The sequence below is a fragment of the Rubritalea squalenifaciens DSM 18772 genome, assembly GCF_900141815.1.
GTDB lineage: Bacteria > Verrucomicrobiota > Verrucomicrobiia > Verrucomicrobiales > Akkermansiaceae > Rubritalea > Rubritalea squalenifaciens.
This window is the reverse complement of the sequence record NZ_FQYR01000005.1, coordinates 548,783-575,440: the sequence shown is the minus strand read 5'-3', so window position 1 is coordinate 575,440 and position 26,658 is coordinate 548,783. Positions and strand designations below refer to the sequence as shown.

The following is a 26,658-nucleotide window of genomic DNA, read 5'->3' as shown; positions in this document are numbered from 1 at the left end:
GAGTCGAGGTGCCCGTCTCAAAACAAGGGTGTATTCCACTCTATTTATCGGTAACCTCAGGTAGTTTTACCGTCTCTCCTGGCATCTCAGGGGAAGGCATACGCACCAGTAGCCAGGTTTGAGTCTGGCTTTCCCCGAAATGCACGAAAACACTGGCCACATCATTCTCAAGATTGGACAGGCCTGTTTCATACACCGTCTGGGTAGCCTCACCGACATGCCAGGCCACACGCTGGGATTTGAAGTCGACCTGACCAGCAACAGGTTGTTCGTCCCCCGTCATCACATTCTTGTAAGCACCGGCGACGACACCTTCTTTGTCGATGGAGAGTTGCAAGAACATCGTGGCGTCCCCCTGCTCTTGCTGAGTGAGAGCCCAGACCCCGACAGGCAACCAGTCACCTGTTGGTTTTTCTGAATCATTGGCAGCCGCAATTTCTTCTTCACTGGCGTCTTCCGCCAATTCAGGTGGCCCGGGCATCGGGGTCTCCTCCAGCTCAGGGTTAGCGAGCGCAATCGTCTCCCGCCTGTATTCATCTGCATTCCCGGCCGACTCACCATTGATGTATATCGTATCGCCTTCGTAGACTACCGTCGTTCCGGGGTCATAGATGATCGGATCCGGGCTCAAGGCTTGTCCGAAGAAATAGCCCATTGTACCCCATACTACGGGTCTCCACCACCACCACGGCGAGCAATGATGGTAGACAATAGGTCTGGGATACCAATAGCAGCTCCCCCACCAGTGAACGTTAAAGAAGTGGTCATGATAATGGTGATGCCTGTTGTGATACCAAACCTCACGACATCGATCTCCGCGATAATGCCACATGTCTCTGCGCCAATCGCGGTAATCACGGTCACCCCAGTGCTTATGCCAATCGCGATCCCTCCAGTGATCATCAATGTCCTTCCAGCGACGATCACGATCTCGATCAAATTTGTTCACCGTATCCCGGTTGTTCGACATCCAGTTCACCGTATCCTTGGTATACTTGTGGTCTTTGTCTTTGTGCGGCTTATCCCACTCCGGCCTTGGAGGTCTGGGCTTCTTGCCCGGAGGCTCTGGCACTTTGTTTCCACCTCCAAAACCTGGACGGCTTGGGCGGTCACCTACATCGGGACGGCCAGGACGGTCGCCAATATCTGGGCGGTCTGGCTTACCCGGTTTTTTATCAGGAACTTTCCCCGGACGAGTCGTGGGTTTGTCCGGACGATTCCCGATATCAGGTTTGTCTGGCTTCTTGTCAGGACGCGTACTTGGCTTGGTAGCAGGTTTTCCAGCCGGTCTTGTGCTGGGCTTAGGTGATGGTTTGGCACTTGGCCTCGTTGCTGGTTTCGCTGAGGGTCTGGTTGCAGGACGCGCACTTGGCTTAGAGGGTTTTGGCGCAGGTCTCGCAGCTGGCTTAGATGGACGTGATGCAGGCTTGGAAGCAGGTCTAGTCTGCGGCCTGTAGTGTCCCTTGTTTGAAGGCTTCGGCTTGGATGCCTGACGGGAAGCATGCCCCCCCTTACTGCCCTTGCCGCCACGGTTTATTCCGACGGCTTCCAACGGCACCACAAAGCTGAACATCAGAAGTACTGTTAGTAAAATTCGCGTTTTCATGATTACTCCTCGCTTAGTTTCAAATCGTCATTTTCGCTTCCTGCTCTCATCATTTTGAAAGCCTTGGTATTAGGCAGCACCTGACCATTGAGAGATTTACTCACAGTCTCCACGATCAAGTGATCCATATCCTCCCAAGACAAACGATACTCACTCGAGAACTTGCCACCATCAGGCATGGTCACATCCCGGTGCACCACCCACTTGTCTTCGTCCTCTCTCCAAAAACCTTCTCCAAATCCTCCCTCGGAATCAAAGAACCAAGACTTCAGATGATTATTCACGGGATCATAGCCGATGATTTCCACACTCGTGAACGGATTCGCTTCATCCAGGCTTTTCGTTTTACGCGTGAGAAACCTACCGTTCAGAGACATGGTGACTTGGGTCTCAAATTGGGAGCTATCACTCACTGGCCTCCAAGTTCCCACTAAGGCCGCTAGATTGGCCAGCTGAGATTCAGCCTCTGTAACTTCTACCAGCGCTCGCTCTATGACGTCAGCAATCAACCACTGCTCCCCCGTCTTCAGCATCGTTGCCGAAAATTCACTCTCGCTGACACTCTCATCCTTCGTCACGCTTGTCGTTCCGCGAACCAATAAGACATCCTTTCCTAAGGAACGCGCAGATTCAATGTGCACCACTAACTCAGCTCCTTGGTCTCCAGCGACTGAATCAGCAATCACCTTCTGAATGGCCTCCCGCCCCTGTATGACCTCACCATGCTCATTTTCAAAACGGGCGTCCTCTGTGTACATGGCAGCGATGACCGCAGGATCATGCTTGTGCCAAACGTCCGTATATTTTTGTATACATTTGGCAGCTAGCTCCGCAGCCGAATCTTGCTGGGCGGGACTCAAACTGCTTGTCAGCGCAAACAAGGATACCAATAGCAAGTGACGACCACAGCTTAGCACCGAAGCACAACAGCTACCTAAAAGAGAGTTCTTCATAAACTGATTTGGGGTTTGGTTTAAAACGACACGGCTACAAAAAATGCAGCCCATAACTCTACTACAGTCTGATCTAAATTCAAACGAATCACTATTCAGGATAGATACGACTCCACTCCGTTTTCATGTCGATGATCGTCCATTTCCGCTGGGGCCCTTCAGTGAGTCCTCGATCTAATTTTCCAATATGAGAATCACGATCATACTTCCACTCACGTTCCTCATCGGTGTGATGAACGATACCGGCAAAGCGCGGCCCCTCACCTGAGGTAGTCCACTCCAGCATCTGGAAATCCCCATCAGAATTTCCAAAAGCCATAATAGGACGCTTGCCGATGAATCGCTGTATACCGACTGGCTTACCCGGTCCATCATCAATAAAGACGGCCTTACCACTGCGTACGAGCATGGGCTTACCATCCTTCACTTCATATTTCAGATCGCCCACAGTACCTACCACTTGCTCTGGAGGGATACCGTACACCTCCTGTGCAAAGGCGCGGATAAATTCGATACCTCCACCGGATACGATGTAGGTCTTGAAGCCATTCGCTCTCAGATACTCTAGCAACTCTAACATCGGTTGAAAAACCATCTCAGTGAAGAGCTTCCCTGTTTTCGGATGCTTAGCGGTCTTCAACCATTCTCTGGCTATACGATCAAACTCCTCTTGGGTGGCACCACCGTGAGAATCCATCAAAGCTTTTAGCACCTTCTCCTTGCCTACTTCTGCAGCCGCTTTCACATCACCTTTCATCAGTGAGGCATAAGGCTCGGTCTCCTTCCACTCGGGGTGGTCGGGCGCCATCGCTTTCAGCCGATCCATCGCAAAGAACGCCTGAAAATAAAGCGGCTGCTCAGACCACAGGGTTCCATCATTATCAAAGACCGCCACACGGTCTTCGGCTTTTACAAAGTCGGCACTCCCGTCTTTCGTGACCTTCTCTACAAAGTCGGTGATGGCCTTCTTCGATGGGCCATCATTCCAGGAGGGCAAGGGGTCGGCTCCAAAAAGAATACCGACAAGCAAAGTATACATTAATAGCAGTTTCATAATCTGTCTCCATGTTCGATCTGAGATGGTAAGAGCCGGGGACAGCCCCGGCTCTCAGTTATAGCCATTTCGCGGAACTCCTCATCGAGCACCTGAACCTTCTTTCAGCTTCTCGACCACACCATCGAGATTGAAAGAACCAGGTTTCTGGCTTGGTGGATAATCCACGAAGGATTTCGCAAACTGCTGAGCTGCTGCCTGCATCGGCACCAGAATAAAGGCATGATCCAGCACCCAGTCGTAATAGACGTTGGCATTATGCTGCGCCTTCTCAAACGGATCTCGTCTCAAGTTGAAAATCAACGGCACACGCATCTCAGTAAACGGTTCCATCCAGACACCAAAGGCCTTGCCTCGGTTTTCATAGAACACCGCTTTCCAGTCATCCATGCGGATCGCAACAAGCTTTCCATCATCATTGAAATACCAGAACTCACGGCGCGGAGACTTGTCAGCTTTCCCTGATAGATAGTCTATCATGTTATAGCCATCTAGATGCTGCTTGTAGTCACGATTGATCGCCTTATAGCCATCTAAAAGGTCTTCTTTCAAGTCAGTCTTACCAGCTGCGGCAGCGAAGGTCGGCATCCAGTCTTCATGGGCTACAATGCCATTGAGTGTCGTCCCTGCTGGGAACTTGCCTGGCCAGCGCACAAAGGCAGGCACACGGTAGGCACCTTCCCAGTTGGAGTTCTTCTCACTACGAAATGGGGTCGTACCTGCATCTGGCCAGGTATTGTAGTGCGGGCCGTTATCCGTGGAATAGTAGACAAGCGTATTGTCTGCAATGCCCAGCTCATCCAAGAGATCCAGTAGCTGTCCCACGTGCATGTCGTGCTCTACCATTCCATCGTGATATTCATCACCACTCTTACCAGATAGCCCCTTATGCTCTTCCTTCACATGAGTGCGGAAGTGCATCCGGGTACCGTTCCACCAGCAAAAGAATGGCTTCCCGGCCTCATGCTGCCTCTTGATGAAGTCTTTTGCGGCAGCAAGCGTTTCCTCATCCACAGTTTCCATGCGTTTCTTGGTCAACTGCCCCGTATTCTCGATCTCTTGAGTTCCGTCGGCTTTCACCTTGCACTTGAGGACACCACGAGGCCCAAACTGCTCCATGAAGGTCTTCCCATTCGGTAGCTTCATATCCTTTGGATAATCACGGTGCTCAGGCTCTTCCTCGGCATTCAAGTGATAGAGATTACCGAAAAACTCGTCAAAGCCATGATTGGTAGGCAAATGCTCGTCCCGGTCACCGAAGTGGTTCTTACCGAACTGACCTGTCGAGTATCCTAGCGACTTCATCACACCAGCTACGGTAATATCCTTCTCCTGCCAACCTTCCTTGGCACCAGGTAGACCCACCTTCGTCATGCCAGAACGCACGGGAACCGTGCCCCCGACAAAGGCGGCTCGTCCTGCTGTACATGACTGCTGGCCATAATAATCAGTAAAGGCCACCCCCTCCTTGGCAATCCGGTCGATATTCGGAGTCTTGTAGCCCATCATGCCCCGGTTGTTGTGACTGACGTTCCAGGTACCTATATCATCACCCCAGATGACTAGGATGTTTGGTTTCTTTCCGTTGTTAGACGCATTAGCATCATTGTCGTTTTGAGCGCCAAGGCTCATAGCGAGACCTGTCCAGAGAGCTAGGCTCCACAGACACTTCGCATTTTTTCTTATTCTTCGCTGTATTTTCATAATGTAGGGGTTTGCTTAGGGAGAAAAATCTGCGTGAGGTGTATGAGGACAAAAAAGCCGGGGGGGAGTTCCCCCGGCTCTTGCACAATCTGTCTATTGTTTGGATTTCTTGATGAACTCGTCCACCACATTGGACATGTCAAAGCTCTTGCCCCCTTGTACTGGAGGATAGTCTTTCAGGGACTTCAAGTGGGCAGCCATCAGCTCACCCATTGGCTGGATCAGCCAAGAGACTTTCTGCATCAAATGCCCATAGGACTCCTTGTCACTGTAGGACTCGAAAGGATCCATCCGGATGTTAAAGACCAGCGGCACGGTCCGAGGCACTACGTTGGCGTAATAGTCTTCCTTGGTCGAGAAGTGAAACTTCCAAGGTCCCATCCGCACGGCAGTGAGCTTACTCTCGTAGTAGTGAAAAATATGATCCCTGTTAGAATGATCGATCTCACCTTTCCAGTAAGGTAGATTATTTACCCCATCGATGTACTGCTTCTTCTCCTCCATCACCTGCTTGGCCACATCCTCCACCCCAGCTGCTGCTGCAAGGCTGGTGAACATATCCTGGTGGCCTTGGATGCCATTCAGTTTTTGACCAGGCTTGATCACCCCTGGCCATCTGAGCATGGAGAGTACGCGTACACCACCCTCATAGGTTGTCATTTTCTCACCACGAAAAGGAGTTGTCGCCCCATGCGGCCAAGAAGAATGCTCTGGACCATTGTCAGTGGAGTACCAGATGATGGTATTCTCATCGAGTCCGTTATCCTTGAGGAACTTGAGAACCAGTCCGATGTCATGGTCATGCTGAAGCATGCCAGATCCATGCACATCGGCTTCAGAGGTATAGCTCTCCGCAGCATATCTCCACTTGTCATCAAGACGCGTATAGAGGTGCATCCGGCTGGTGTTTAGCCAGACAAAGAAGGGTTTGTCCTCCTCCTTCGCTCTCTTGATGAAGTCTTGGGCCTTAGGAATCACTTCACCAGCATCGAAGTTTTTCATTCTTTCCTGAGTCAGTGGCCCCGTATCCTCGATCTTCTGTTTTCCTACCTTGCCGAAGCGCGGATGCTCCGTGGCATCCTCAGTATCGGTTGCGAAGGAATGGATCACTCCGCGGGTACCAAACTTCTTCTCGTACTCCTCCAGACTGCCCGAGTACGCCTTACCAAAATTCTGGTAGTCGCGCTGTTCGGCCTCCTCCTGAGTATTCAAGTGGTAGAGATTGCCAAAGAACTCATCAAAGCCATGAGCCGTGGGAAGGTGCTCATTGCGGTCACCAAGGTGGTTTTTACCAAAATGCCCAGTAGCATAGCCTTGCTTCTTCAGCACCTCAGCCAAACAGGGTGATGCCGCCTGTAACCCGAGTGCATCACCAGGTTGACCTACGGTGGTCATACCGGAACGGATCGGGTACTGTCCTGTGATAAAGGCCGCACGCCCCGCCGTACAGGATGGTTGAGCATAGTGATCGGTGAAGCGGATACCCTGCATCCCGATACTATCGATGTTCGGGGTGGTGTAGCCCATGGAACCCATGCCATAGGCACTCACGTTCTGCCAGCCAATGTCATCCCCCCATATCACCAGGATATTGGGTTTCTTCGAATTGCCTGAGTCCTCCTGAGCGATAGCGCTCATCGCGAGCCCGCTGCAGAGAGCTACGCTCCACAGGCTTCTCGCACTGATGTTTAGTGTCTGTTTTAGTTTCATAGTTGGGGTTTTGTTCGGTAAACTTGGTTTTATTTTTTGATCTTGATGACGACTTTTTCGATCTCACCGTTGAACTTGAAAGGGGGCTTGTACTTAAGATTCACAGGCTGACCGCTATCTTCGCCAATACCGAAGGTATCAATCCCGAATCGGCCTCCGACTGTGGCTTCCATTTTTCCTTCTGCTACCTTCTCACCGTTCACACTCAGGGCTATATTAGCCCCCTTACCAGCTTCGTCTTTCTTGCCCAAGTACTCGAAGTTCACCTCCACGGTCACTTCTCCTTCAGGCAATGCCTCCTTCCCTTTCACAATGGTGTGCTCCTCGAAATAGTTGTAATCAAAGATTGGGATTCCATCCTCAACATAGAGTGCAATGCCGGCAGCGACACCACCGAAGCCCATGATGACACCCTCGGTCTTCTCACCTGTAGTTTTTATCTTTGCTGTCAACGTCCATGAGTTGTTCTTCATAGGAGGTGCAGCAGGCTCTGCTATCCTTGTGGCTCCCGCATAATACACGTAGGTATCCCCTCCCTCTACAGCACCAGGCACCGGAGGTTTAGGAATGGCAAGACGCGCTGCCCCTCGATCATCCAGTGGGTAGATGGCGTATCTCTCAGCAGCTTCCTCAAACTTTCGCTTAAGCTCTTCAAGCTTCTCGGGATTCTTAGCTGCTAGATCGTTAGCCTCGGAGAAATCCTCGTTCAAATTGTAGAGTTCCCACTTGTCCTTGTCCCAATTTCCTGGGGCATAGTCCTGACGCCATGGGAAGGTATGCTGTGCATTCGCCTTCCAACCGCCCTCATATATAGAACGGTTACTAAAGACCTCGAAGTACTGCTCACTCCGCCCTTTGAATGATGAATTTTCAAAGCTAGCCAGGAAGGACTTCCCTTCCAGAGGCTTCTGCTTGATACCATTAACAGTATCAGGCATCGGAATATTAGCTGCCTCAAGCACGGTCGGCAGAACATCCACCAGGTGGAGGAAGGCATCGCGCGGTTTGTCATCATGCTTGATCTTGGCCGGCCAGCTAATGACCATCGGGTTGCGGGTACCTCCGAGATGAGACGCCACCTGTTTTACCCACTGGAAGGGTGTATTTCCAGCCCACGCCCAGCCTACGGGATAATGGGGTTCAGACTCGGGACCTCCCAGCTTATCCAGATGAGGCAGTATCTCCTCAATCGGCGTATTAATACCATTCAGGTTTTTGATCTCATTCAACGTACCGTCAGGCCCCCCTTCCGATGAAGCGCCGTTGTCCCCGGCAATATAAATGATCATCGTATTGTCAGCATCTGGCAACTCTTTCACCGCATCTAACAACCTTCCTACCTCATAATCAGTAAAGGCAAAATAGCCCGCGAAGTTCTCAAAGAGTGCCGCATAAAGCTTCTTCTGATCGGCATTCAGACTATCCCATGCTGGCACCCATTCCGGACGCACAGTGAGCTTCGTATCCGCAGGGATGATTCCCATCTTCTTCTGATTTTCAAAAACGATCTCACGGTACTTGTCCCAGCCCATATCGAACTTCCCCTTGAACTTATCCCTCCACTCTTTGGTCACATGGTGAGGTGCGTGCATCGCACCCGGGGCAAAATACATGAAGAAGGGTTTGTTAGGAGCCACTGACTTTGAAAATTTCATGCGAGCGATTGCACGGTCAGTCATGTCCGTCATGAAGTGATAGCCCTCTTCTGGCGACTTATCAGGCTCTACCGCTACGGTGTTTTCAAAAATAACCGGATAGAACTGGTGAGTTTCTCCAGCATTAAAACCGTAGAAATAGTCAAAGCCCATGCCCGTCGGCCATCGGTCAAATGGACCTGCCACCGTCGTTTCCCAGTCAGGGGTGTTATGGTTCTTACCGTACCACCAGGTAGTGTAGCCGTTGCACTTCAGGATTTCGCCTGCTGTAGCTGTGCTCTTGGGCAGCATGGTAGAGTAGCTTGGAAACCCAGTGGCCCACTCCATCAGGAAGCCATTGCCACAGCTATGGTGATTCCTTCCCGTGAGAAGGGCTGCACGGGATGGGCCACAAATGGCGGTGGTGTGAAAGCGATTATAGCGCAACCCCTCGGAGGCCAGCTTGTCCAGATTCGGTGTCGGGATAAGACCACCGAAAGTTGACACCTGTCCAAAGCCCACGTCATCCAACAGAATGATGATCACATTCGGCGCGCCCTCGGGAGCTGGCACCGGATTCTGCCAAGCAGCCTCAGACTCCTTATAAGTCTTGCCGATCTTTCCTTTAAACTCTGGAAGTTCCAGAGGAATCTTCGTGCGGTCCGGCTCTTCTGCATGTCCTGCAGAGGTAAAGCCACAGAAGACTAGTACGCCACAGAGAGTTTTCATCGTTGGGGTTTTCATCGTTGGGGTTTTCTTGTTTTTTAAATTTTAATCGCCAACATCATTGTCGACTTGTTACTTGGGAAATAAAAGTGTTAGACCGACCCGAATGCCCCACTCGGGGCCGCCTTCGGGAGTTTCCAGGTAATAGCGCCCGCCCACTTGCCATTGCATCATCTGGTCACCGACCTGGAAGACCTTGTTGTACTGAAGGTTGACAGGAATGGTCCACCGCTCGGAATTCCAGTCGTAGGTGAGTTCGCTATTCAGAGCGACATTGGCGCCCTCTCCCAGAGCGGTCACAAAAAAGGGCTGTAGAAAGGTAGCGCTGACTTCCGAGCGATCATCATCACCAGCAAATGACCAGATATGATTTGCTAGGGCACCATAGGTGTATTTTCCATCCTGTTTCAGGACAACGGCTGTTGGTCCTGCTCCCCATTTCTCCGTGCCTAACAGGTCATCTGTGGCCGTCGGCAGGAGAAATACTGGACCGACACCCCAGATGAGACCTGAGTCTGTAGGCTCTGCCGGGGATAAAAAGAAACTGGCCACCGTATCGCTGATACCAGTTTGTTCCGTATCTGGAATCACGTCTTCCTGGTGAACAAAAGGCACGATGGCCCGCGCTACCAGATTCCAGTCATCATTGAGAGAGAAAGGAATGACTGGCTGGACATTGAGTTTGTACTGCCAGCCATCATCACCAGCACCAAAGTCGAAGTTATTCTGGAAAGGCAAACTGATCAATGATGACACTGGGTTCGACAATTGCTTGGCCAATTCATCGGCTGACGTCCCGCCAGCTGAAGGAGCCGCTTCCTCCGCTGACACAAGCCCTGCACTCTGCAGGGCAACACAAGATGCTAGAGCTCCTAATTGAACTCCATAAAATTTACTATATCTCATACGTTCACTTTGATGGTTTCGGTAAATTCGGTGACATCATTACCCCCTTAAGAAGGCTGACCAGAGATCGACTCACACACTACAAGTGATCAGAACAGCTATCATGTTAGAGTAATTTCATCACCATCTAGATACCCCTATTCGGGATATCACACACACGGTAGAACTAACACAACACTCAAAATCGTTCAACTTATATCGCTCTATTTGTTACAATTACACAATATACACGATCAACACAACTTAACTAAACCCTTCCCAAACCCCATAAAACCTCACTCTCCAACAACTCTGTACTCCCCCGCTAGAACTAACAAACCACGTGACAATTTCGTGAACAAACAACTCCACATAAGTCACTGTATTTTAGATCTTGCAAAATCACTCAAACAAGTCTAACTATCAGGCTAATTTATTGTTTTGCTAACATTTAATCTAGACTTCACCAAACCACCCCTAACCTAACAAGTCATGACTAAAACTATAGTTACCTCAGGAATCATCAGCCTAGGTCTCCCCCTATTCTTGTACGCGGGAAGCCAGGAAACACCAACACCAGACGCCACTCAAGATCTCTGGGAAGGTCATCTCGCTGGAGATATGTTTGGACTCCGACCCTGCCTCGCTAAACATGGGATCAAACTGGATCTCACAGCCACGAATTTCTACTACGGAGTCGTAGACGGGTCGGCAGATTTTATAGGTGGCAAAGATGGTGACGATGTGGCCTTTGGCGGCAAAGTGGATTTGCACCTGAATGTGGACGGCCACAAAGCAGGCCTCTGGCAGGGACTCTTTATCAGTATTCACGGCGAATACCGCTATGGAGACAGCACGCGTCAAGCAGGGGCCCTCACCCCAGTGAATGCTGGCATGCTCTCCCCCAGTGACAATAGCGATGCCTTTGCGTTTACCAATGTGGTCATCACTCAGGCCTTTAGTGAGAGCGTCCTTCTCTCTTTAGGAAAATTCAACACCATCGATCTGGCGGACAAAACCTTCCTCGGCGGCTTCGGCTACGAAGGCTTCATGAATACCAGTTTTGTGGCTCCACCTATCGCAGGCCGTACCGTCCCGATCTCGACTCTGGGAGCTATCGTCTCCGTCCTCGATGGCGGGAAACCTAAGTTCAACATTGGTATTATCGATTCAGACTCACCTGAGACCAGCAGCGGCTTCGACGGGCTCTCTAGTGACGAGATGACTTTCCTGGCCGACTACACCTTCTATACGAAAATCGGCGGTAAAGATGGCACACACACGATCAGTGGAACCTATTCTACGATTGATGCCTTCTCACTGGATGCCAGTGATTACCTGCGTCCCCCCTCAAATCCCGGCATCACCCCATCTTTCAAGGATGACTCCTGGCAGATAAGCTACACCTTTGAGCAGTTCATTTGCCAAGACGCCAGTGATACCAAGAAAGGCTGGGGAGTGTTCGGTATGTTTGCCTTTTCGGACGGTAACCCGAACCCATTTGAGTATAGCGCAGTGTTGGGAATTGCAGCCAATGGGGTTTCCCCGGCCCGCCCAAATGACAACTTCGGCTTCGGTCTCTTCTGGAACGGCGTCAGCGACGATCTTAAGAAAAGCCTAGATGCGGTGGTCGATGTCGATGACGAATACGGTGCCGAACTCTTCTATGACGCAGCCATCACGCCTTGGTTCCGACTGGGAGCTGACGTTCAGGTCGTCAACCCAGTCTTTGCTGACAATGACACCGCCGTGTTTCTTGGCCTCCGAAGCCGCGTCATCTTTTAATTTTCAGTCGTAGTAGTTAATATACCAAAGGCAGCCTGGCAACAGGCTGCCTTTTCTCATCGTGAGTCATAGAGTGCCGGCTTTCTGCTTTCACCCGGGAAAGACGCAAAATCCCTAGCATAATACACATTCGAGTCATGAATATCCAATTTGATGAAAAACATTCAGTTTTGCCACGTTTTTATCAAGAATGCTCTCACGTTCACTCTACAGCCTACTCATCATCCCCTTGCTCAGCGGATGCGATAGCGAGCCTGCGTCAAAATCCGCTCCGCTTGAAGCAGCCTGCTCGGTAAACCCAAGCCAGAGCAGTGAGCTGATATCCTATAATTTCCATGTTCGCCCCATCCTCTCGGATAAGTGCTTTTTCTGCCATGGACCAGACGAAAAGAACAACAAAGCCGGCCTCCGACTGGATACTCCCGCGCACGCCTATGCCGCGCTAAAAGAATCCAAAGGTTTTGGGATCATACCGGGAGACCCGAAGAATAGCATGATTCTTCACCGCATCAATTCCTCCGACCCTGAGGAAGTCATGCCTCCCCCCGAATCCAAACTCGCCCTCACTGAGGAGGAGATTTCCATCCTCAGTCAATGGATCGAACAAGGCGCCAACTACGAACCACACTGGGCATTCACTCCACTCGCCAAAGAAATCCCCGTCCCTAAATCCGAGAGTTCATGGGCGCGCCAAGACATAGACCACTTCATCCTTGAGACACTCTCGGAGCATCAACTCCCCCCCTCTCCTGACAGCCCACATTGGCAGTGGCTCAGAAGGGCAAGCCTAGATCTCACCGGGCTGCCTCCCACGGAACAAGAAATCGAAAGCTTCCTGAAGGTAGCAGATCAACCCGGAGCCTATGAAGCCGAGGTCGACCGTCTACTCAGTTCGCCAGCCTACGGAGAACACATGGCCACTCCCTGGCTAGACGCAGCCCGCTACGCGGATTCCTATGGCTACCAATCCGACCAACTCAGCGTCACCTGGCCTTATCGTGACTGGGTCATCAGAGCTTTTAATGACAACCTACCCTACGACAAGTTTATCACCTACAACCTCGCAGGTGATCTCCTGGAGAATCCCACAAGAGACCAGAAGCTAGCTACGGCCTACAACAGGTTGCACCGCATGACCAATGAAGGAGGATCTATCCGGGAAGAATTTCTTGCGGAACATGCTGCTGACCGTGTCCACACCATGGGCACTGCCATGCTAGGACTCACCATGGAATGTGCGCGCTGTCATGATCATAAGTACGACCCCATTACCCAGCGGGATTATTTTTCCCTAACAGCCTACTTCAATTCCATCGGAGAAAACGGCCTTTACGACCATGCCTCAAAGATCCCTTCTCCATCCATGCTGCTTCCTACTAAGCAGCAAGAAGCGCAACTTCAAGCTGCCCGGAAAGAGCTCATAACCTTAGAAAAGCAGACAAAGGCAATCGAAGAATCTCAACAAAGTGCCTTCGAAGGCTGGCTAAGCAGCCCTGACAAGACGCCGGAGATTCCGGACTTAGTGGGCTATTTCCCCTTGGATTCGGACAATTCCGGCACGCTAAGAAACATGACACCTGGAGCCGATAAAGATGCCAAGCAGAACGGCCTCAAAGCGGTATCCGGGAAAATAGGGGGAGCCATTGAACTCAATGGCGATACAGGAATCACGATCCCCAAATTCCATCGAGCTGATCGCTGGCAAGCCATCACCCACTCCCTTTGGCTCATGGACACCAAAAGGGACGAACTCCCCGTGGTCGTCATGCAGCGCACGTACGGTACGGATGTGGGTTACAATGGCTACGACCTCATGCTGCAGAACGGCTTTCTTGAAGCCCGTTGGTATCGGGTATGGCCTGGAAACGCAATCGGAGTGCGCACTAAGGAACCCATAGAAAAATCTCAATGGCATCAAGTCACCTGGACCTATGACGGATCCAGCAGCGCCGCGGGAATTCGCATTTTCCTGGATGGAGCAGAAGTGGCAACTGAGGTTCTGGCTGACGGCCCGATGATCAAAAACATTGGCCAAAACACCTACGGATCTGGCGATTATACTCTGGGCCAACGTTTCCGGGACAGAGGCTTCGCTGGAGGTCTTGTCGATGAGTTTCGCATCTATTCCAGAGATCTCAGCCCAGTGGAAGTACAGCAGCTATACAGCGGTTCAGCACTTCAGGAAGCTATCCATCGTGGTGATAAAGATCTCCTCGCCCCATACTACTTTTCCGCTCTCAATTCTGCCACGCGTCAACATACACAGGCCCTTCAACAAGCTCGACACTCCTTAGTAAAAAATCAAGATGTCTGCACGGAAGTGGCCATCATGAAGGACACCAAGATTCCCACCACCGCTTACCTGCTGGAACGCGGTGAGTATGATGCGCCAAAGACAACACCGGTACCACGCGCCACTCCTCATTTCCTTCCCCCCATCTCCTCAGATTATCCGGTGAACCGCCTAGGCTTGGCGATGTGGATGACCACCCCAGACCACCCACTTACCTCACGGGTCTTCGTCAATCGCATCTGGCAGCAGTTCTTTGGCCGAGGCATTGTCAAAAGCACTGAGAACTTCGGGGTCCAAGGCGACCTGCCTTCACATCCGGAACTGCTAGACTGGCTGGCTCGAGACTTCGTCAACCACAACTGGGATATCAAACGCCTATGTAAGCAAATCGTCCTCTCCTCCACCTACCGGCAATCGAGCCGGGCCAGCAAAGAACTCCTCGAGCAAGATCCGGAAAATATTCTGTTAGCCAGAGGACCTGCGTATCGACTGGATGCGGAGCTCATCCGGGACACCGCACTCTCGGCCTCAGGATTACTGATAGACAAGCAAGGAGGACCTCCTGTCTCCCCCTACCAACCAGGAGGCGACCTGTGGCGTGAATCCAATGGCATGAGCCCGGCTTTCCGCCAAGGCAAGGGTGAAGCTCTTTATCGGCGCAGTATCTACTCAGTATGGAAACGCACTGCTCCCTTCCCGAACATGCTGGCCTTTGATGCCACGAGTAGAGAAGTCTGTACGGTAAAGAGGGCCCGTACCAATACGCCTTTGCAAGCTCTGGTTCTTCTCAATGACACCCAGTTTGTGGAGGCTTGCCGTGCTCTCGCGGAGAAACACCTCACAAGTTCCGGCCTCAATATCGAGAGTGCTTTTATCAGCCTGACTGGGCGCCATCCCAGCACTAAAGAAACCAAAATTCTTAAGGATCTCTATACTGAACAGTTAGAGCATTTCACAAGCGAAACTACCGCAGCCGAAAAACTGATCAGCACAGGAGAAAGCAAAGCCAGCACAAGCCACCCAGCAGCCAATCTCGCAGCCGCCACGATCGTGGTGCAAACCATTTTCAACCTCGACGCAACAATCTGGAAACGATGAACGAACACACCAATATGGATGATCTCATGGGACTGACACGGCGTCACTTCTTCAAGAAAGCGGCCGCAGGTATCGGCGGCATGGCACTCTCATCCCTCCTTCCCTCCTTCGGTAAAGATGAACTCCCAGTCGACTTGTCTTCAATCGCCCATTACGCTCCCAAGGCCAAGCGCATCATCTATCTCTGCCAGTCCGGCGGGCCGTCTCACATTGACCTCTTTGATGACAAACCGCTGCTTCGAGAGAAAAACGGCGAACAGCTTCCGGACAGTGTTCGCTCCGGTCAGCGGCTCACAGGCATGTCAGCCAACCAGTCGTCCATTCCGCTCGCTGGCTCTCATTTCGACTTCAAGCAATACGGGCAAAGTGGGAATGCCTTTTCCTCCCTACTACCACACACGGCAAGTGTAGCAGATGATCTCTGCATCATTCGCTCGATGTACACGGAGGCGATCAATCACGATCCTGCCATCACCTTTTTGCAGACTGGTTCTCAGATTTCAGGCCGTCCATCCCTAGGCTCCTGGATTTCCTACGGCCTTGGTTCACTCAATGAAAACCTGCCCTCCTTTATCGTCCTCGTCTCCGCAGGTCAGGGAGGCCAGCCACTCTATTCACGCCTCTGGGGTTCAGGATTCCTCGACTCCCGCTATCAAGGTGTGCGCTTCCGAGCCGGTAAGGAGCCCGTCCTCTACCTGACCAATCCCGAGGGAGTCTCCCCTGTGAGCCGGCGAGGTATGCTCGACAAACTCAATGCCCTTAACAAACTGCAATTTGAGAAGGAGCTGGATCCTGAGATAGAGTCCCGCATTGCTCAGTATGAAATGGCCTACCGCATGCAAACCAGCGTGCCCGAGGTGACCGACCTCTCCGATGAGCCTGAATCTATATTCGAACTCTACGGTGAAGATTCCAAAAAGCCGGGCACCTATGCCGCAAACTGCCTGCAAGCGCGACGCCTGGCCGAGAGAGGAGTACGCTTTATTCAACTCTATCACCAGGGCTGGGACCAACACGGCAACCTTCCCGCGGCAATACGCAACCAGTGTAAAGAAACTGACCAAGCCTCAGCAGCACTGATCAAGGACCTCAAACAACGAGGCATGCTCGATGAGACTCTGGTTATCTGGGGTGGTGAATTTGGACGGACAGCATACTCCCAGGGTAAGCTTACCAAAAACGACTACGGTCGCGACCACCACCCGCGCTGTTTCACCATGTGGCTGGCTGGCGGAGGTATCAAACCTGGTATCACCTTCGGACGAACCGATGACTATGGTTATAACATCGTCGATGCTGCTGGGAATCCGATTAACCCGACCAAACACCACTACCACCCGGATGCGGTCCACGTCCATGACCTGCAGGCCACCATACTTCACCTGATGGGGATTAACCACGAACATCTAACATACAAGTATCAGGGGCGCAGGTTCCGTCTGACCGATGTCCACGGCCATGTGGTGAAGCCAATCCTGGCATAAATCGTTCCTATCACTTGCCAAGCGGGGCATCCATAAGCTAAAGCTTAGTAGATCCAAGTTGGATTCCGCATCCGGATGAATCAACCCCAGCCAACACCTGAGGATTCAAGTACTAACCCTGTACCTGAAACCTTTGACCAATTGCTCGCCCAGGAACAAGAATTCCTGAGGCTGCTCATCCGTACCATCGGGGTAAGCCCATCTGATGCTAATGATGTCCTCCAGGAGGCCAACATTTACCTGATCAACAACGCCTCCCAGTTTGAACTAGGCACCAATTTCCGGGCTTGGGCCTCCAAGGTGGTCCGCTACCGCTGTCTCCAGTACTTCCGGGACCAAAAACGCCGGCCCATGATCAATTTGTCCGAGCAAGCCATCGACTTAATCACGGAGGAGGTGTGTGAGCAATACGAGGAGACCGAGCGCCAGTTGCGCAAGCTCAACCACTGCATTGGCAAGCTACCCGAAGAACACGCCGAAATGCTGAAAGCCAACTACCACGACGGCATGAGTCTCAAAGATTTTGCCAAAATCCACAAGAAGAGCCACATGGCTGTACGCAAGACGATGTCTAGGGTACGCCACGCGCTGAAAGAATGCATCGAAAAACTCTAATTTTCCCTGTCACAAACCCCTCCGAATCTCTCTAAGTAGAAAAGTAATGTCGCAAACCACTCCATATGAACCATCGCCTGAGCTCATAGAGCTCGTGCAGCGCGTACTCGATAAAGAGGCGAGCTTGGACGACATTGCGCATTTGAATCATATCATCCCCAGTGATCCTGAGGCTCGCCGCTACTTCGTCAAAATGCGGATGCTGCACTCCAGCCTGATGGATCACTACGGCCAAACTTCCTCCAACATCATTTCATTGAAGGAAGCTGCCAAGAAGTCGACCTCGAGCCAGACGGTCACTCCTGCCACAGCGAGCACAGGCACTCGTAAGCCTCGCCGTAAAAGCTACCTTCTTGCCGCCGCAGCGGTGCTACTCTTCTCACTCGCAGGTACTCTCATCTATCAGAGCTTCGCGCCCAAAGACGCCTATCAGGTTGTCGCTATTCTAGGTGCAGAGAACAAAGAGCATTTCACCACCGACTCCTGGCTCAAAACCAAGGAACAGTATGAGGTCAAAACCGGCTTGGTCGAATTACACTCCGCAGACGGTAACAAAATCACGATCCAAGGTCCTGCCAAATTCACCATTGAAGACCTGAAAACCATCCAACTGAATTCAGGAAAAGCCTGGGCTGTCCTGGACGGCCCATCCATCGATATTAAAACCACCCAAGGCATCGTCAGGGACATCGGCACCACCTTCGGCATAGACCATTCCAATACCAAAGTAACGCGTGTCGACGTATTTGATGGCAAAGTGCAAGTGACCGATAAGAGTACCGCAAATAATCAGGCAGAAGCCGAAGCGGGAGTGGCTCTGATTGCAGTCTCTGAATCGTGGCCACCGGACCGCACAGAAGCAGACGCCTCTCTCTATATCACCGGCCTCAGACGTCCGGTCGGCTTCAGTTTTGTCAATAAGCCTGAAGACATAAGCGCCATCACTTCTTCTCTACCGCTAGATACACAGTGGACACCATTGATTGATCACGTTGGTACAGCATATCCTGGAGGAACAAATCTTGAGATTCGCTGGGCTGGATCTTCCCTCACCTCAACAGGAGGCAACCAATCTAACCTCTCTAAAATCTACCACACCCACCTGCTGGGCTGGCCCTGGTCTGACAATACGATCGAGAAAGCCACAGATTTGCAGTTACCAGAAAATGGCCATACTGGAATCGTTCTTCAGATCAGAAATATTTCCAAGTGGTTAGCCGAGACCAATGCCATAGGCTATAAAGTGGAGATCCTGAGAAATACAGGAGTAAAAAATGCCACCTTACGCCCTGTTTCCCTCTACTCAGGATCCACAACGACCAATCTGGTTGAAACACTCGACCCGATGAATGAGAAAATACTCTCCGCAGATTATCCCGACCAAGGAAATTCTGTAGGTTTCCGGGTTCATCAATCCTTCTCTGACACCCTCACCGAAGACGTTGTTACCATCACCGTTCCCGGCCAGCCCTTACAGAGCAATACCATTCGCTCAAACATCTCGGCGGCAAGACTCATCCCTGTCTTTAAATAATAAAAACTGATCAATTATTGGAAGTTTTTTGTCACACTCACTGCTCTTTGGCTCTTAGGCAGTGAACTCAAGCAGTCCACATGACTCAAACTGCTGGTTCATACACGAACAATACAATGAACCCTATGACAAAAACACTCCTACTCAGCTCTACGCTGGTCCTTGGCGGCATGGTACACGGTGCCACTCTGTTCACATCGAACTTTGATGGAAATGACTCCGCAACTACAGGATATGTTCAGAACTCTAGCGGCTCCAGCTCCGTGACAGTATCTTGGACTAACGTAAATACAGCGGTTAGTAACATCTCTAATATCAGCGTAGTAAGCCCAGCTGGTGGTTTCATTAACCAAGGATCAGCGTACTCCGACGGCAACAACCTCTATGTGAACCATAACCTTAATATCGATGACAGAGCAGATGCCCGCGGGTACAGCTTCACATTTACTCTGGATTCAGCATTTAGCCTCACCAACCTTCAGGTAATCTCAGGTCATACAAATAATACTGGTTCACAGAATCAGGCATTTGCTTCTGACCTCACGTTCACACTCTCTGGAGGTTCTCTTGGGTCCGATTTGACTGAAACCAAGCTTCAACTGGACTATACTGGAATCGACTATATCACTTCTGACTTTGATCTCGGCAACACCGTAATCGACGCAGGCACATACACCATCACAGTTTTTGAAAACAACATGGGAGGCGGTGGCGCCTATGCCATTTATGACGGCATCACTCTCGAAGGCACAGCAGCTATCCCAGAACCAAGCAGCACCGCACTTGTCGGCCTTGCTGGCCTAGGATTTATCCTGCGTCGCAGACGATAAGCTTTTTTCTTCATCTCAACTATTGAGAATATGTGTGACGCACGTCACCAGCCCCTGGCTGGTGGCGTGTTTTGTTATCCAAGAGAGCAGCCTCATTCAGACATGCAAAAAAAATTTCATAATTCCTGTCACACTCACGCATCTCTCGCTCTGAGGTAGTGAGCTGATTCATGCTCTGAATAGCCACTGCAATATACACAAAATAATGAAAAAAACACTAATAACAGCCACGCTCCTCACAAGCGCAGGCCTGGCAAACGCCGCCACGATCATTAATGTAGTCAACTCCGGCTTCGAAGACCAAGTCCTCGCCGACGGCCTTACTACACGAACAGCAGACGGAGGTGACGGCACGATCACGGGCTGGACCGAGTCAAACACTGCGGACCACCTAGCCTATGTCACCAATCCTTCCAATACAGGAGCAAATACTGCGAACAATGATGCTGAGACAATTCTTCCTCTGGAAGGTAGCAATGCAGCTTTCTTCCAGAACAGCTCCATCTCTCAAACCCTGAGCGGTTTTGACATCAAGACTGGTGACATAATTACGGTGGAATTCGACTTGTGGAGAGTAAATGGCGGCGGCGATACCTTCCGCATCGATTTTGGAGGAATTGGCGAGACTAGTGGCACTGGAATCAATGACGGCACCATCGGCGGCGACATGGTTACTGATGCTGGCCCGGAACGTTATTCAGTGGACTTCATCGCCACCTCAGACATCACTGCGGGTGATCTCGTATTTAGATCAACAGCAGGAGGCAATAGATATCTCCTGGACGACGTTGTAGTCACCTACTCCACGGCTGCCGTACCAGAGCCATCCAGCACAGCCCTCATCGGCCTTGCTGGCCTTGGCTTCATCCTGCGCCGCAGACGATAAGCACCCTTCTTGTTTTTCATCTCAACTATTGAGAATAAGTGTGACACACGTCACCAGTCCTTGGCTGGTGGCGTGTTTTTGCTTCAAAGCGGCATCTTCCACATTTCCCACTGGTAAGAAGCAGGAGATTATTGATAACAACAGCTCATGTCCGTTCAGACCTCACATCCCAGCATGCCTGACCGTCCCAAGACTGTCGGCTCCATTGGCGACGCCTCCCTGCTTGATTACCCCTTCAACGCGGATGAGTGTGAGATTCTCGAGTTCCGTCTGGACTCCTTGGTATCAAGCCTCCCCAAGGTCAAGGACACCCTCATCAAACTGAAAACCACCCAACTGCAGACTCTCATCACTGCTCGCTGTGAGTCCGAAGGCGGCACACCCAGCCTCACGCCTGAGCAGCGCACTCAGCTACTTGCGGCCCTATCCCCGCTTGCCACCTTCGTGGATATTGAACTGGCAAATTTCCAGGCGATGGAATCCGCGGTCACTCAGGCGCGTAATAACAATGCCCTAGTCATCGCTTCCTTTCACGATTTCAAAAAGACCCCCACCCAAGACGTTCTGAGAAATAAGATCAGAGAGTCCATCGACCAAGGTGCGGACATCGCTAAAATCGCTGTGCAGCTCAATTCACTGGAGGATATGTTCTCCTGCGCCAAACTTCTCCAAGAGGGCCATCCTATTGCCATTTCCATGATGGGCATGGGTGCACTAGGCCCCACTTCCCGCCTTCTCTTTGCCCAACTGGGTTCGGTACTCAACTACGGATACCTTGGCAATAAATCCACCGCCCCAGGCCAATGGCCAGCCTCCCTGATGAGCCAAGCGATTCGCTCCACCAAACCATTCTGACGAAATAGCACAGCGTAAAATGTAGTTTGCACATAGCCGAACGCAGCCGAATCCCCTACTCTCCCCATTCCTGCAGAATTACCAGATCCCGTATGAAGAACCCGCAAAACAACCTCCATGTTATCTTTGATATGGATGGAACTATCTTCGATACGGAACAGATCTACTGCCGAGCTTTCCGTCTGGCTCTGGCAGAGCAAAACTTGGATCTCAGCGTGAGTGAGTACTATGCTCACCTTGCTGGCACGACCAATGACTATATTTATAAATACTGCGCCAAGAAATTCGGTTCTAAGCTAGCTCTTGATGCCTTCATGGCCTCGTGGCCGAAGCATCTCAATACCTTCATCACTACAGCAGGCATACCTCTCATGCCTGGAATCAAAGATCTGCTTGAGAAATTAGCCGAGCTTGAAATCCCCATGGCCGTGGCTTCCTCAAGCGACCGGGCAGAGATCGATCAGTTTCTAGGCATCGCCGAAATAACGCACTACTTCAGCCACATAGCCGCTGGTGATGAGGTCACCCAAAGCAAGCCTGCTCCGGAGATCTACCTACTGGCTGTTGAGCGCCTCGGCACGACACCGGAGCACTGCATTGCGCTTGAAGATTCCAATCATGGTGTAGCCTCCGCCCATGCCGCTGGTATCAAAGTGGTTATGAAACCCGGTCTAGGCGGCCCCAATGAGCACTCCAAGCAAGTCGCCATGATTACTGATGACGTCTACTCGACCACTCTTGCGCTTATAAACCCCACCAGACTAAGCTGCTAAGCAGCATTCCCCACCTTCAGCAAAACCACTCCCCCTAGGATGAGGAGCATGCCTAGCGCGGAACTCCAGCTGATGGCTTCCTGGTAAAATATCCAGCCAGTACAGGCAATCAGGATAATACCCAATCCACACCATATGGCATAGGCATAGGCCAAGGGTATCACTCGAACGGCCAGCGACAAAAAGTAGAAAGCGGCAACGTAACCAATCACTACAATGAGCGATGGCCATAACTTACTGAAACCATCGCATGCTTTCAAAGCTGTGGTTGCCACTACTTCGGAACAGATTGCCAGTAAAAGATAAAGCCACGCCATACAGTTATTTCCTTCAAATGATTTTATGCTCTCTCTAAATGAGCCTCACACTCCTTGGCAATTTTGGCTTTTCTTCCAAAATACCAGTAGCTGCTTACCAAACAGACGACCCCTATCATGGTCATGAGCCAGGTAAATTCCCTGAAGAACACCAACTTGTCCATGTCACCGAACAAGCTTCCACGCAGGAAATACAAACTAACTGCCCCGACGTAGCCCACTCCATCGCAAACATAGATCGCAAAAACGGCCGTCCCTTGGAAACGCGTCGAGGCAATGATCTGATCAAAAAGGACAGAGCCAAATGGCACATAAGTCATATAAACTCCTACTCCCGTCATCACCATCCAGCTAAAGCCTGTAATCAGCCCGGCCTGATAGAGCCAAGTTCCTCCGCCCAATACAGCCAAACCTACTAGCATGAAAAGCCATACCAGCAAGAGGCCTCCTCGATGCATCACTTTTCTGAGCCAGTAAAGTAAACCTAGCCCCAAGGTCACCGCAAAAGCGACGATGGTTTCCGAGGTTCCCAACAGACTCTGATTTTCCTTGGAGTCCTCATACCCCATCAAACGGAAGATATCCACTTGGTAGGTATCACGGAAATCGCGATACGCTGTAAGGAGCAAATACGCAGCGCACAGCAGGAATAGCCCCAGAGCAAACTGCTTCAAGAATACCATACGCTCATTTCCCATCATCACCTTTCTTTCAGAGCGTTCAGCAACATCCTTTTCATCAGGATCAGGGATTTGCTTCAGTAAAAACACGGCAATCGCAAAAATAGGAAGGTAATGAAGCCCTACCACAAAAGGCATCCACCCTTCACTAACAGGCCCTGTCAGCTGGACTAGCTTTGGGCTCAAAAGAGGCACTCCATGCCACCAAGCGGCATCACTACCCGCGATGACCGCCTTACCAAAATCCTTCACAATACCACTCGCCATGATGAACGAGCAGGACAAACCCGCGAGAAGCACCTCGGAGGTTCTGCGCCCTTCCAGATAAGTCACTACCACTCCCCAAACCACGCCGAGCGCCAGACCATTCACTGCTATGGGGAGTACCTTCCAATCATTCGGCAAGATACCATAGATAAGCAGGCTGAGCTCAGCGACTGCAATCACACCAAACAGAAAGATCCCTCGCTTCCTGTGATCCAGCTCAGAACACACTTTGATCCCGATAATTTTGGACGCCGCATAACCTAGCAACTGTGATGCAGCCAGTGCCGCCTTGAGCCCGACCTCACCACCAAACCAAGTCTGTCCCTCAAATGCCGCCGCGGCATAGGGCTTGCGAAAGGCATACATCGCAAAATAAGTTAAAAAGGCAGCCATCGCCGCATAGGCTGTAAAAGCGGTCTGACTAGTCGTAGTCAGATAGCTTTTGAGGCGACCTTGTCGTGGTGGATCTTGAGTAGACATATTGGAAGCGCTTTATCCCGTGCTTTAATACTTAGACAAGTTCGATCGCCTGAGGCAACACTACTGTCACAATGAATAACGTTGGCGGTCTTAAAAACTATCATTTTACATACTATCCTTGGCACTTTCGCCAGCTAGACTGCATCGAAAATAGACGAGAACCAATATTGCTGATTCCCCTAGTAACTCCATGATGAAAGCTCATCCATCATACTCTCTCTGGTACCTCTTGCTGCTCATAGTCAGTGGATCACTGCATGGGGACGAGGAATTAGACTGGCCCAAACTACTCATCAACAAATCCAGCCCGCCAGTCAATATGCCTGATTTGGACTCTCCCCCCTATCACTACACCACCAAGACCTTCCAATTCATCTCTAACGAGAAAATCGCCATCGATAAGATCAGATCATTTGCTGTCACGGCGGAATCCGTTCCTGCAGCCCTATCCAGGATTCCGCTCCCGCTCTATTCACCACCTGAAGATAAAAAGGGAGGCAAAGTGCCCATCTATCTCTTCAGCGACACGGAGAGCTTCATCAGAGCAGGAGGCAAACGCTCCAGTTCAGGCTATTACTCTGGTAGAAAAAAGAGCGTTTATCTCCGCTCTGAACACTTCATCAAAGTTCCCATAGGCCGACTCCCCAACTACAGACTGCTGGTACATGAGTTGACACACATGAGCACTCATGGAGTCTTGGGCTATTTACCCTCATGGCTCTCTGAGGGCACAGCAGAATACATGTCCGCCGCATTCATCCCCAAAGGCTCCTACCGCTTTGATGACATGGTTCGCCGCATTCCCGCCCACGCCAAAAAATTCATCGATATCAGAGCAGTGGTTGAGCTCCCCAAATTCGAAGATCTCATCGCCATGAACAACCGCCAGTGGGGTGAGGAGCTCCAAAAACTTAACGAGGACGAAAGTTTCTATCCTCACTATCTTGCAGCCCTCATCATCACTCACTATATCTATCACCTTGACCCTCAAGGAAGGGAGAACTGTAAAACCTACATTTCCACGCTCAAAGATAGGAAATCAATCCAAGAGGCTAATACCGTACTCTTTCCCCAAGAGATCAGAAAGGAGCTCCCTCAAAAGCTGGAAAAGTACTGGCAGCAACGTGGGCTGAAAATCCGCTTTCAAAAGTAGCCCATAGCCCCTACCCTGCCCACATCAAAGCACTTGCACCAGACGGCGCAGCGCGCTAACGAACTTTCCAACGAAACAAACATTATATCATGATCGTCTCTCCTAAAATCCGCGGATTCATCTGTACCACTGCCCACCCTGACGGCTGCGCTGCCCACGTTCAGGAGCAAATCGACTACGTGAAGTCCAAGCCTAAGCTTGAGAACGGACCTAAGAACGTCCTCGTTATCGGTGCATCCACAGGTTACGGTCTCGCTTCCCGTATTGTCCCAGCATTTGCTTCCGGCGCAAACACTCTCGGTCTCTTCTTCGAGAAGCCAGGTTCTGAAAAGCGCACTGGCTCCGCTGGCTGGTACAACTCCGCCGCCTTCGAAAAAGCTGCCACAGCTGAAGGCCTTTTTGCCAAGTCTCTCAATGGCGACGCCTTCTCCCACGAGATGAAGGCTCAGGCCGTCGACATCATCAAAAACGAAATGGGAGGCAAGATCGACCTCGTGGTTTACTCACTCGCTTCCCCACGCCGTACTGACCCTGATACAGGTGAAGTCTACAAATCCGTTCTCAAAACCACTGGTGGTGACTACACCAACAAGACTCTCAACACCGACAAAGGCGAGGTCGAAGAAGTCACAATCGGTGCCGCTACTCCTGAGGAAATCGAGCATACTATCAAGGTAATGGGCGGTGAAGACTGGGAACTCTGGATGAACGCACTCTCCGACGCCGGCGTCCTTGCCGACGGCGTGAAGACTGTGGCTTACTCCTACATCGGCCCTGAGCTCACTTGGCCAATCTACACCGATGGCACCATCGGTCAGGCAAAGAAGGATCTTGAGAAGTCCTGCGCCCAGCTCAACGAGAAGCTCTCCAGCCTCAACGGTGAAGCCTACGTCTCCGTGAACAAGGCTCTCGTCACCCAGGCATCCTCTGCCATCCCGGTAGTCCCACTATACATCTCCATCCTCTACAAAGAGATGAAGGAGAAAGGTCTCCACGAAGGCTGCATCGAGCAGATCGAGCGTCTCTTCGCAGACCGCCTGTACTCCGGTGACGCCAAGCTCGACGAAGCTGGCCGCATCCGCATCGACGACTGGGAAATGCGCGACGATATCCAGTCCGCTGTCGCTGAAAAGTGGAAGACTGTTTCCAACGAGAACTTCTCCGAAATCGCTGACTTCCAGGGTTATCAGGACGAGTTCCTCAAGCTCTTCGGCTTCGGTCTAGAGGGTGTCAACTACGAAGCTGATACCGACCCAGCTACTGGCGTTCCATCTATTGCCGAGTAATCAAAATTGATTTTGCAACGCCCTGTCTCACCCGGGACAGGGCGTTTTTT

The 26,658-nt window shown here is 51.2% G+C and carries 20 protein-coding genes; 11 read left to right on the top strand and 9 right to left on the bottom strand.

Annotation, left to right across the window (positions count from 1 at the left end; translation table 11 throughout):
* Positions 1-40 precede the first annotated feature (40 nt).
* The 7 genes from BUB27_RS15730 to BUB27_RS15700 all read right to left on the bottom strand — a co-directional run bounded on the left by BUB27_RS15730 (position 41) and on the right by BUB27_RS15700 (position 10,218).
* A complete protein-coding gene (locus tag BUB27_RS15730) occupies positions 41-1,606 on the bottom strand; it encodes a hypothetical protein (RefSeq protein WP_143184816.1) in 1,566 nt (521 codons plus the stop codon).
* Between the two features lie 2 nt (positions 1,607-1,608).
* Positions 1,609-2,559, bottom strand: coding sequence for an SgcJ/EcaC family oxidoreductase (locus tag BUB27_RS15725; RefSeq protein WP_159435006.1), 951 nt, complete (start codon positions 2,557-2,559; stop codon positions 1,609-1,611).
* Between the two features lie 91 nt (positions 2,560-2,650).
* Complete coding sequence (locus BUB27_RS15720) at positions 2,651-3,613, bottom strand: HAD family hydrolase (protein WP_200797138.1); 963 nt, start codon at positions 3,611-3,613, stop codon at positions 2,651-2,653.
* A gap of 81 nt (positions 3,614-3,694) precedes the next feature.
* The gene (locus BUB27_RS15715; protein WP_200797151.1) at positions 3,695-5,245 is read right to left on the bottom strand and encodes a sulfatase-like hydrolase/transferase; all 1,551 of its coding nucleotides are present in this window, start codon (positions 5,243-5,245) and stop codon (positions 3,695-3,697) included.
* A gap of 165 nt (positions 5,246-5,410) precedes the next feature.
* Positions 5,411-6,955 (bottom strand): arylsulfatase, encoded by a 1,545-nt coding sequence (locus BUB27_RS15710; protein ID WP_343124702.1) that lies wholly within the window; start codon positions 6,953-6,955, stop codon positions 5,411-5,413.
* Between the two features lie 101 nt (positions 6,956-7,056).
* Positions 7,057-9,390 (bottom strand): arylsulfatase, encoded by a 2,334-nt coding sequence (locus BUB27_RS15705; protein WP_343124701.1) that lies wholly within the window; start codon positions 9,388-9,390, stop codon positions 7,057-7,059.
* Between the two features lie 69 nt (positions 9,391-9,459).
* Complete coding sequence (locus BUB27_RS15700) at positions 9,460-10,218, bottom strand: hypothetical protein (protein ID WP_200797137.1); 759 nt, start codon at positions 10,216-10,218, stop codon at positions 9,460-9,462.
* 546 nt (positions 10,219-10,764) lie between these two features.
* Here BUB27_RS15700 and BUB27_RS15695 point away from each other — a divergent pair.
* The 9 genes from BUB27_RS15695 to BUB27_RS15655 all read left to right on the top strand — a co-directional run bounded on the left by BUB27_RS15695 (position 10,765) and on the right by BUB27_RS15655 (position 22,425).
* On the top strand, positions 10,765-12,057 hold the full coding sequence (locus BUB27_RS15695; protein WP_143184809.1) for a carbohydrate porin: 1,293 nt from the start codon (positions 10,765-10,767) through the stop codon (positions 12,055-12,057).
* 190 nt (positions 12,058-12,247) lie between these two features.
* Positions 12,248-15,448, top strand: coding sequence for a DUF1553 domain-containing protein (locus tag BUB27_RS15690; protein ID WP_143184808.1), 3,201 nt, complete (start codon positions 12,248-12,250; stop codon positions 15,446-15,448).
* Positions 15,445-16,932 (top strand): DUF1501 domain-containing protein, encoded by a 1,488-nt coding sequence (locus BUB27_RS15685; protein WP_143184807.1) that lies wholly within the window; start codon positions 15,445-15,447, stop codon positions 16,930-16,932. Before BUB27_RS15690 ends, BUB27_RS15685 begins: the two co-directional genes overlap by 4 nt.
* A 75-nt stretch (positions 16,933-17,007) precedes the next feature.
* Complete coding sequence (locus tag BUB27_RS15680; protein WP_143184806.1) at positions 17,008-17,547, top strand: sigma-70 family RNA polymerase sigma factor; 540 nt, start codon at positions 17,008-17,010, stop codon at positions 17,545-17,547.
* Positions 17,548-17,593: 46 nt separating this feature from the next.
* A complete protein-coding gene (locus tag BUB27_RS15675; RefSeq protein WP_143184805.1) occupies positions 17,594-19,081 on the top strand; it encodes a FecR domain-containing protein in 1,488 nt (495 codons plus the stop codon).
* Positions 19,082-19,206: 125 nt separating this feature from the next.
* Positions 19,207-19,911 carry a PEP-CTERM sorting domain-containing protein gene (locus BUB27_RS15670; RefSeq protein ID WP_159435005.1) on the top strand — a complete coding sequence of 235 codons (705 nt, stop codon included), beginning with the start codon at positions 19,207-19,209 and terminating at the stop codon, positions 19,909-19,911.
* Positions 19,912-20,116: 205 nt separating this feature from the next.
* Positions 20,117-20,797: a PEP-CTERM sorting domain-containing protein gene (locus tag BUB27_RS15665; RefSeq protein ID WP_143184803.1), complete on the top strand. Its 681-nt coding sequence runs from the start codon at positions 20,117-20,119 to the stop codon at positions 20,795-20,797.
* Positions 20,798-20,944: 147 nt separating this feature from the next.
* Positions 20,945-21,652, top strand: coding sequence for a type I 3-dehydroquinate dehydratase (locus tag BUB27_RS15660; RefSeq protein WP_143184802.1), 708 nt, complete (start codon positions 20,945-20,947; stop codon positions 21,650-21,652).
* 92 nt (positions 21,653-21,744) lie between these two features.
* Complete coding sequence (locus BUB27_RS15655; protein ID WP_143184801.1) at positions 21,745-22,425, top strand: HAD family hydrolase; 681 nt, start codon at positions 21,745-21,747, stop codon at positions 22,423-22,425.
* Here the strand turns inward: BUB27_RS15655 and BUB27_RS15650 are convergent.
* Together BUB27_RS15650 and BUB27_RS15645 are read right to left on the bottom strand one after the other, a co-directional pair.
* The gene (locus BUB27_RS15650; RefSeq protein ID WP_143184800.1) at positions 22,422-22,742 is read right to left on the bottom strand and encodes a DMT family transporter; all 321 of its coding nucleotides are present in this window, start codon (positions 22,740-22,742) and stop codon (positions 22,422-22,424) included. The genes BUB27_RS15655 and BUB27_RS15650 overlap by 4 nt on opposite strands.
* A gap of 23 nt (positions 22,743-22,765) precedes the next feature.
* Complete coding sequence (locus BUB27_RS15645) at positions 22,766-24,169, bottom strand: DUF5690 family protein (protein ID WP_143184799.1); 1,404 nt, start codon at positions 24,167-24,169, stop codon at positions 22,766-22,768.
* Positions 24,170-24,359: 190 nt separating this feature from the next.
* Between BUB27_RS15645 and BUB27_RS15640 the strand changes: the two genes are divergently transcribed.
* Together BUB27_RS15640 and fabV are read left to right on the top strand one after the other, a co-directional pair.
* Positions 24,360-25,322 (top strand): hypothetical protein, encoded by a 963-nt coding sequence (locus BUB27_RS15640; protein ID WP_143184798.1) that lies wholly within the window; start codon positions 24,360-24,362, stop codon positions 25,320-25,322.
* Positions 25,323-25,411: 89 nt separating this feature from the next.
* Positions 25,412-26,608, top strand: coding sequence for an enoyl-ACP reductase FabV (gene fabV / locus BUB27_RS15635; protein ID WP_143184797.1), 1,197 nt, complete (start codon positions 25,412-25,414; stop codon positions 26,606-26,608).
* Positions 26,609-26,658 lie beyond the last annotated feature (50 nt).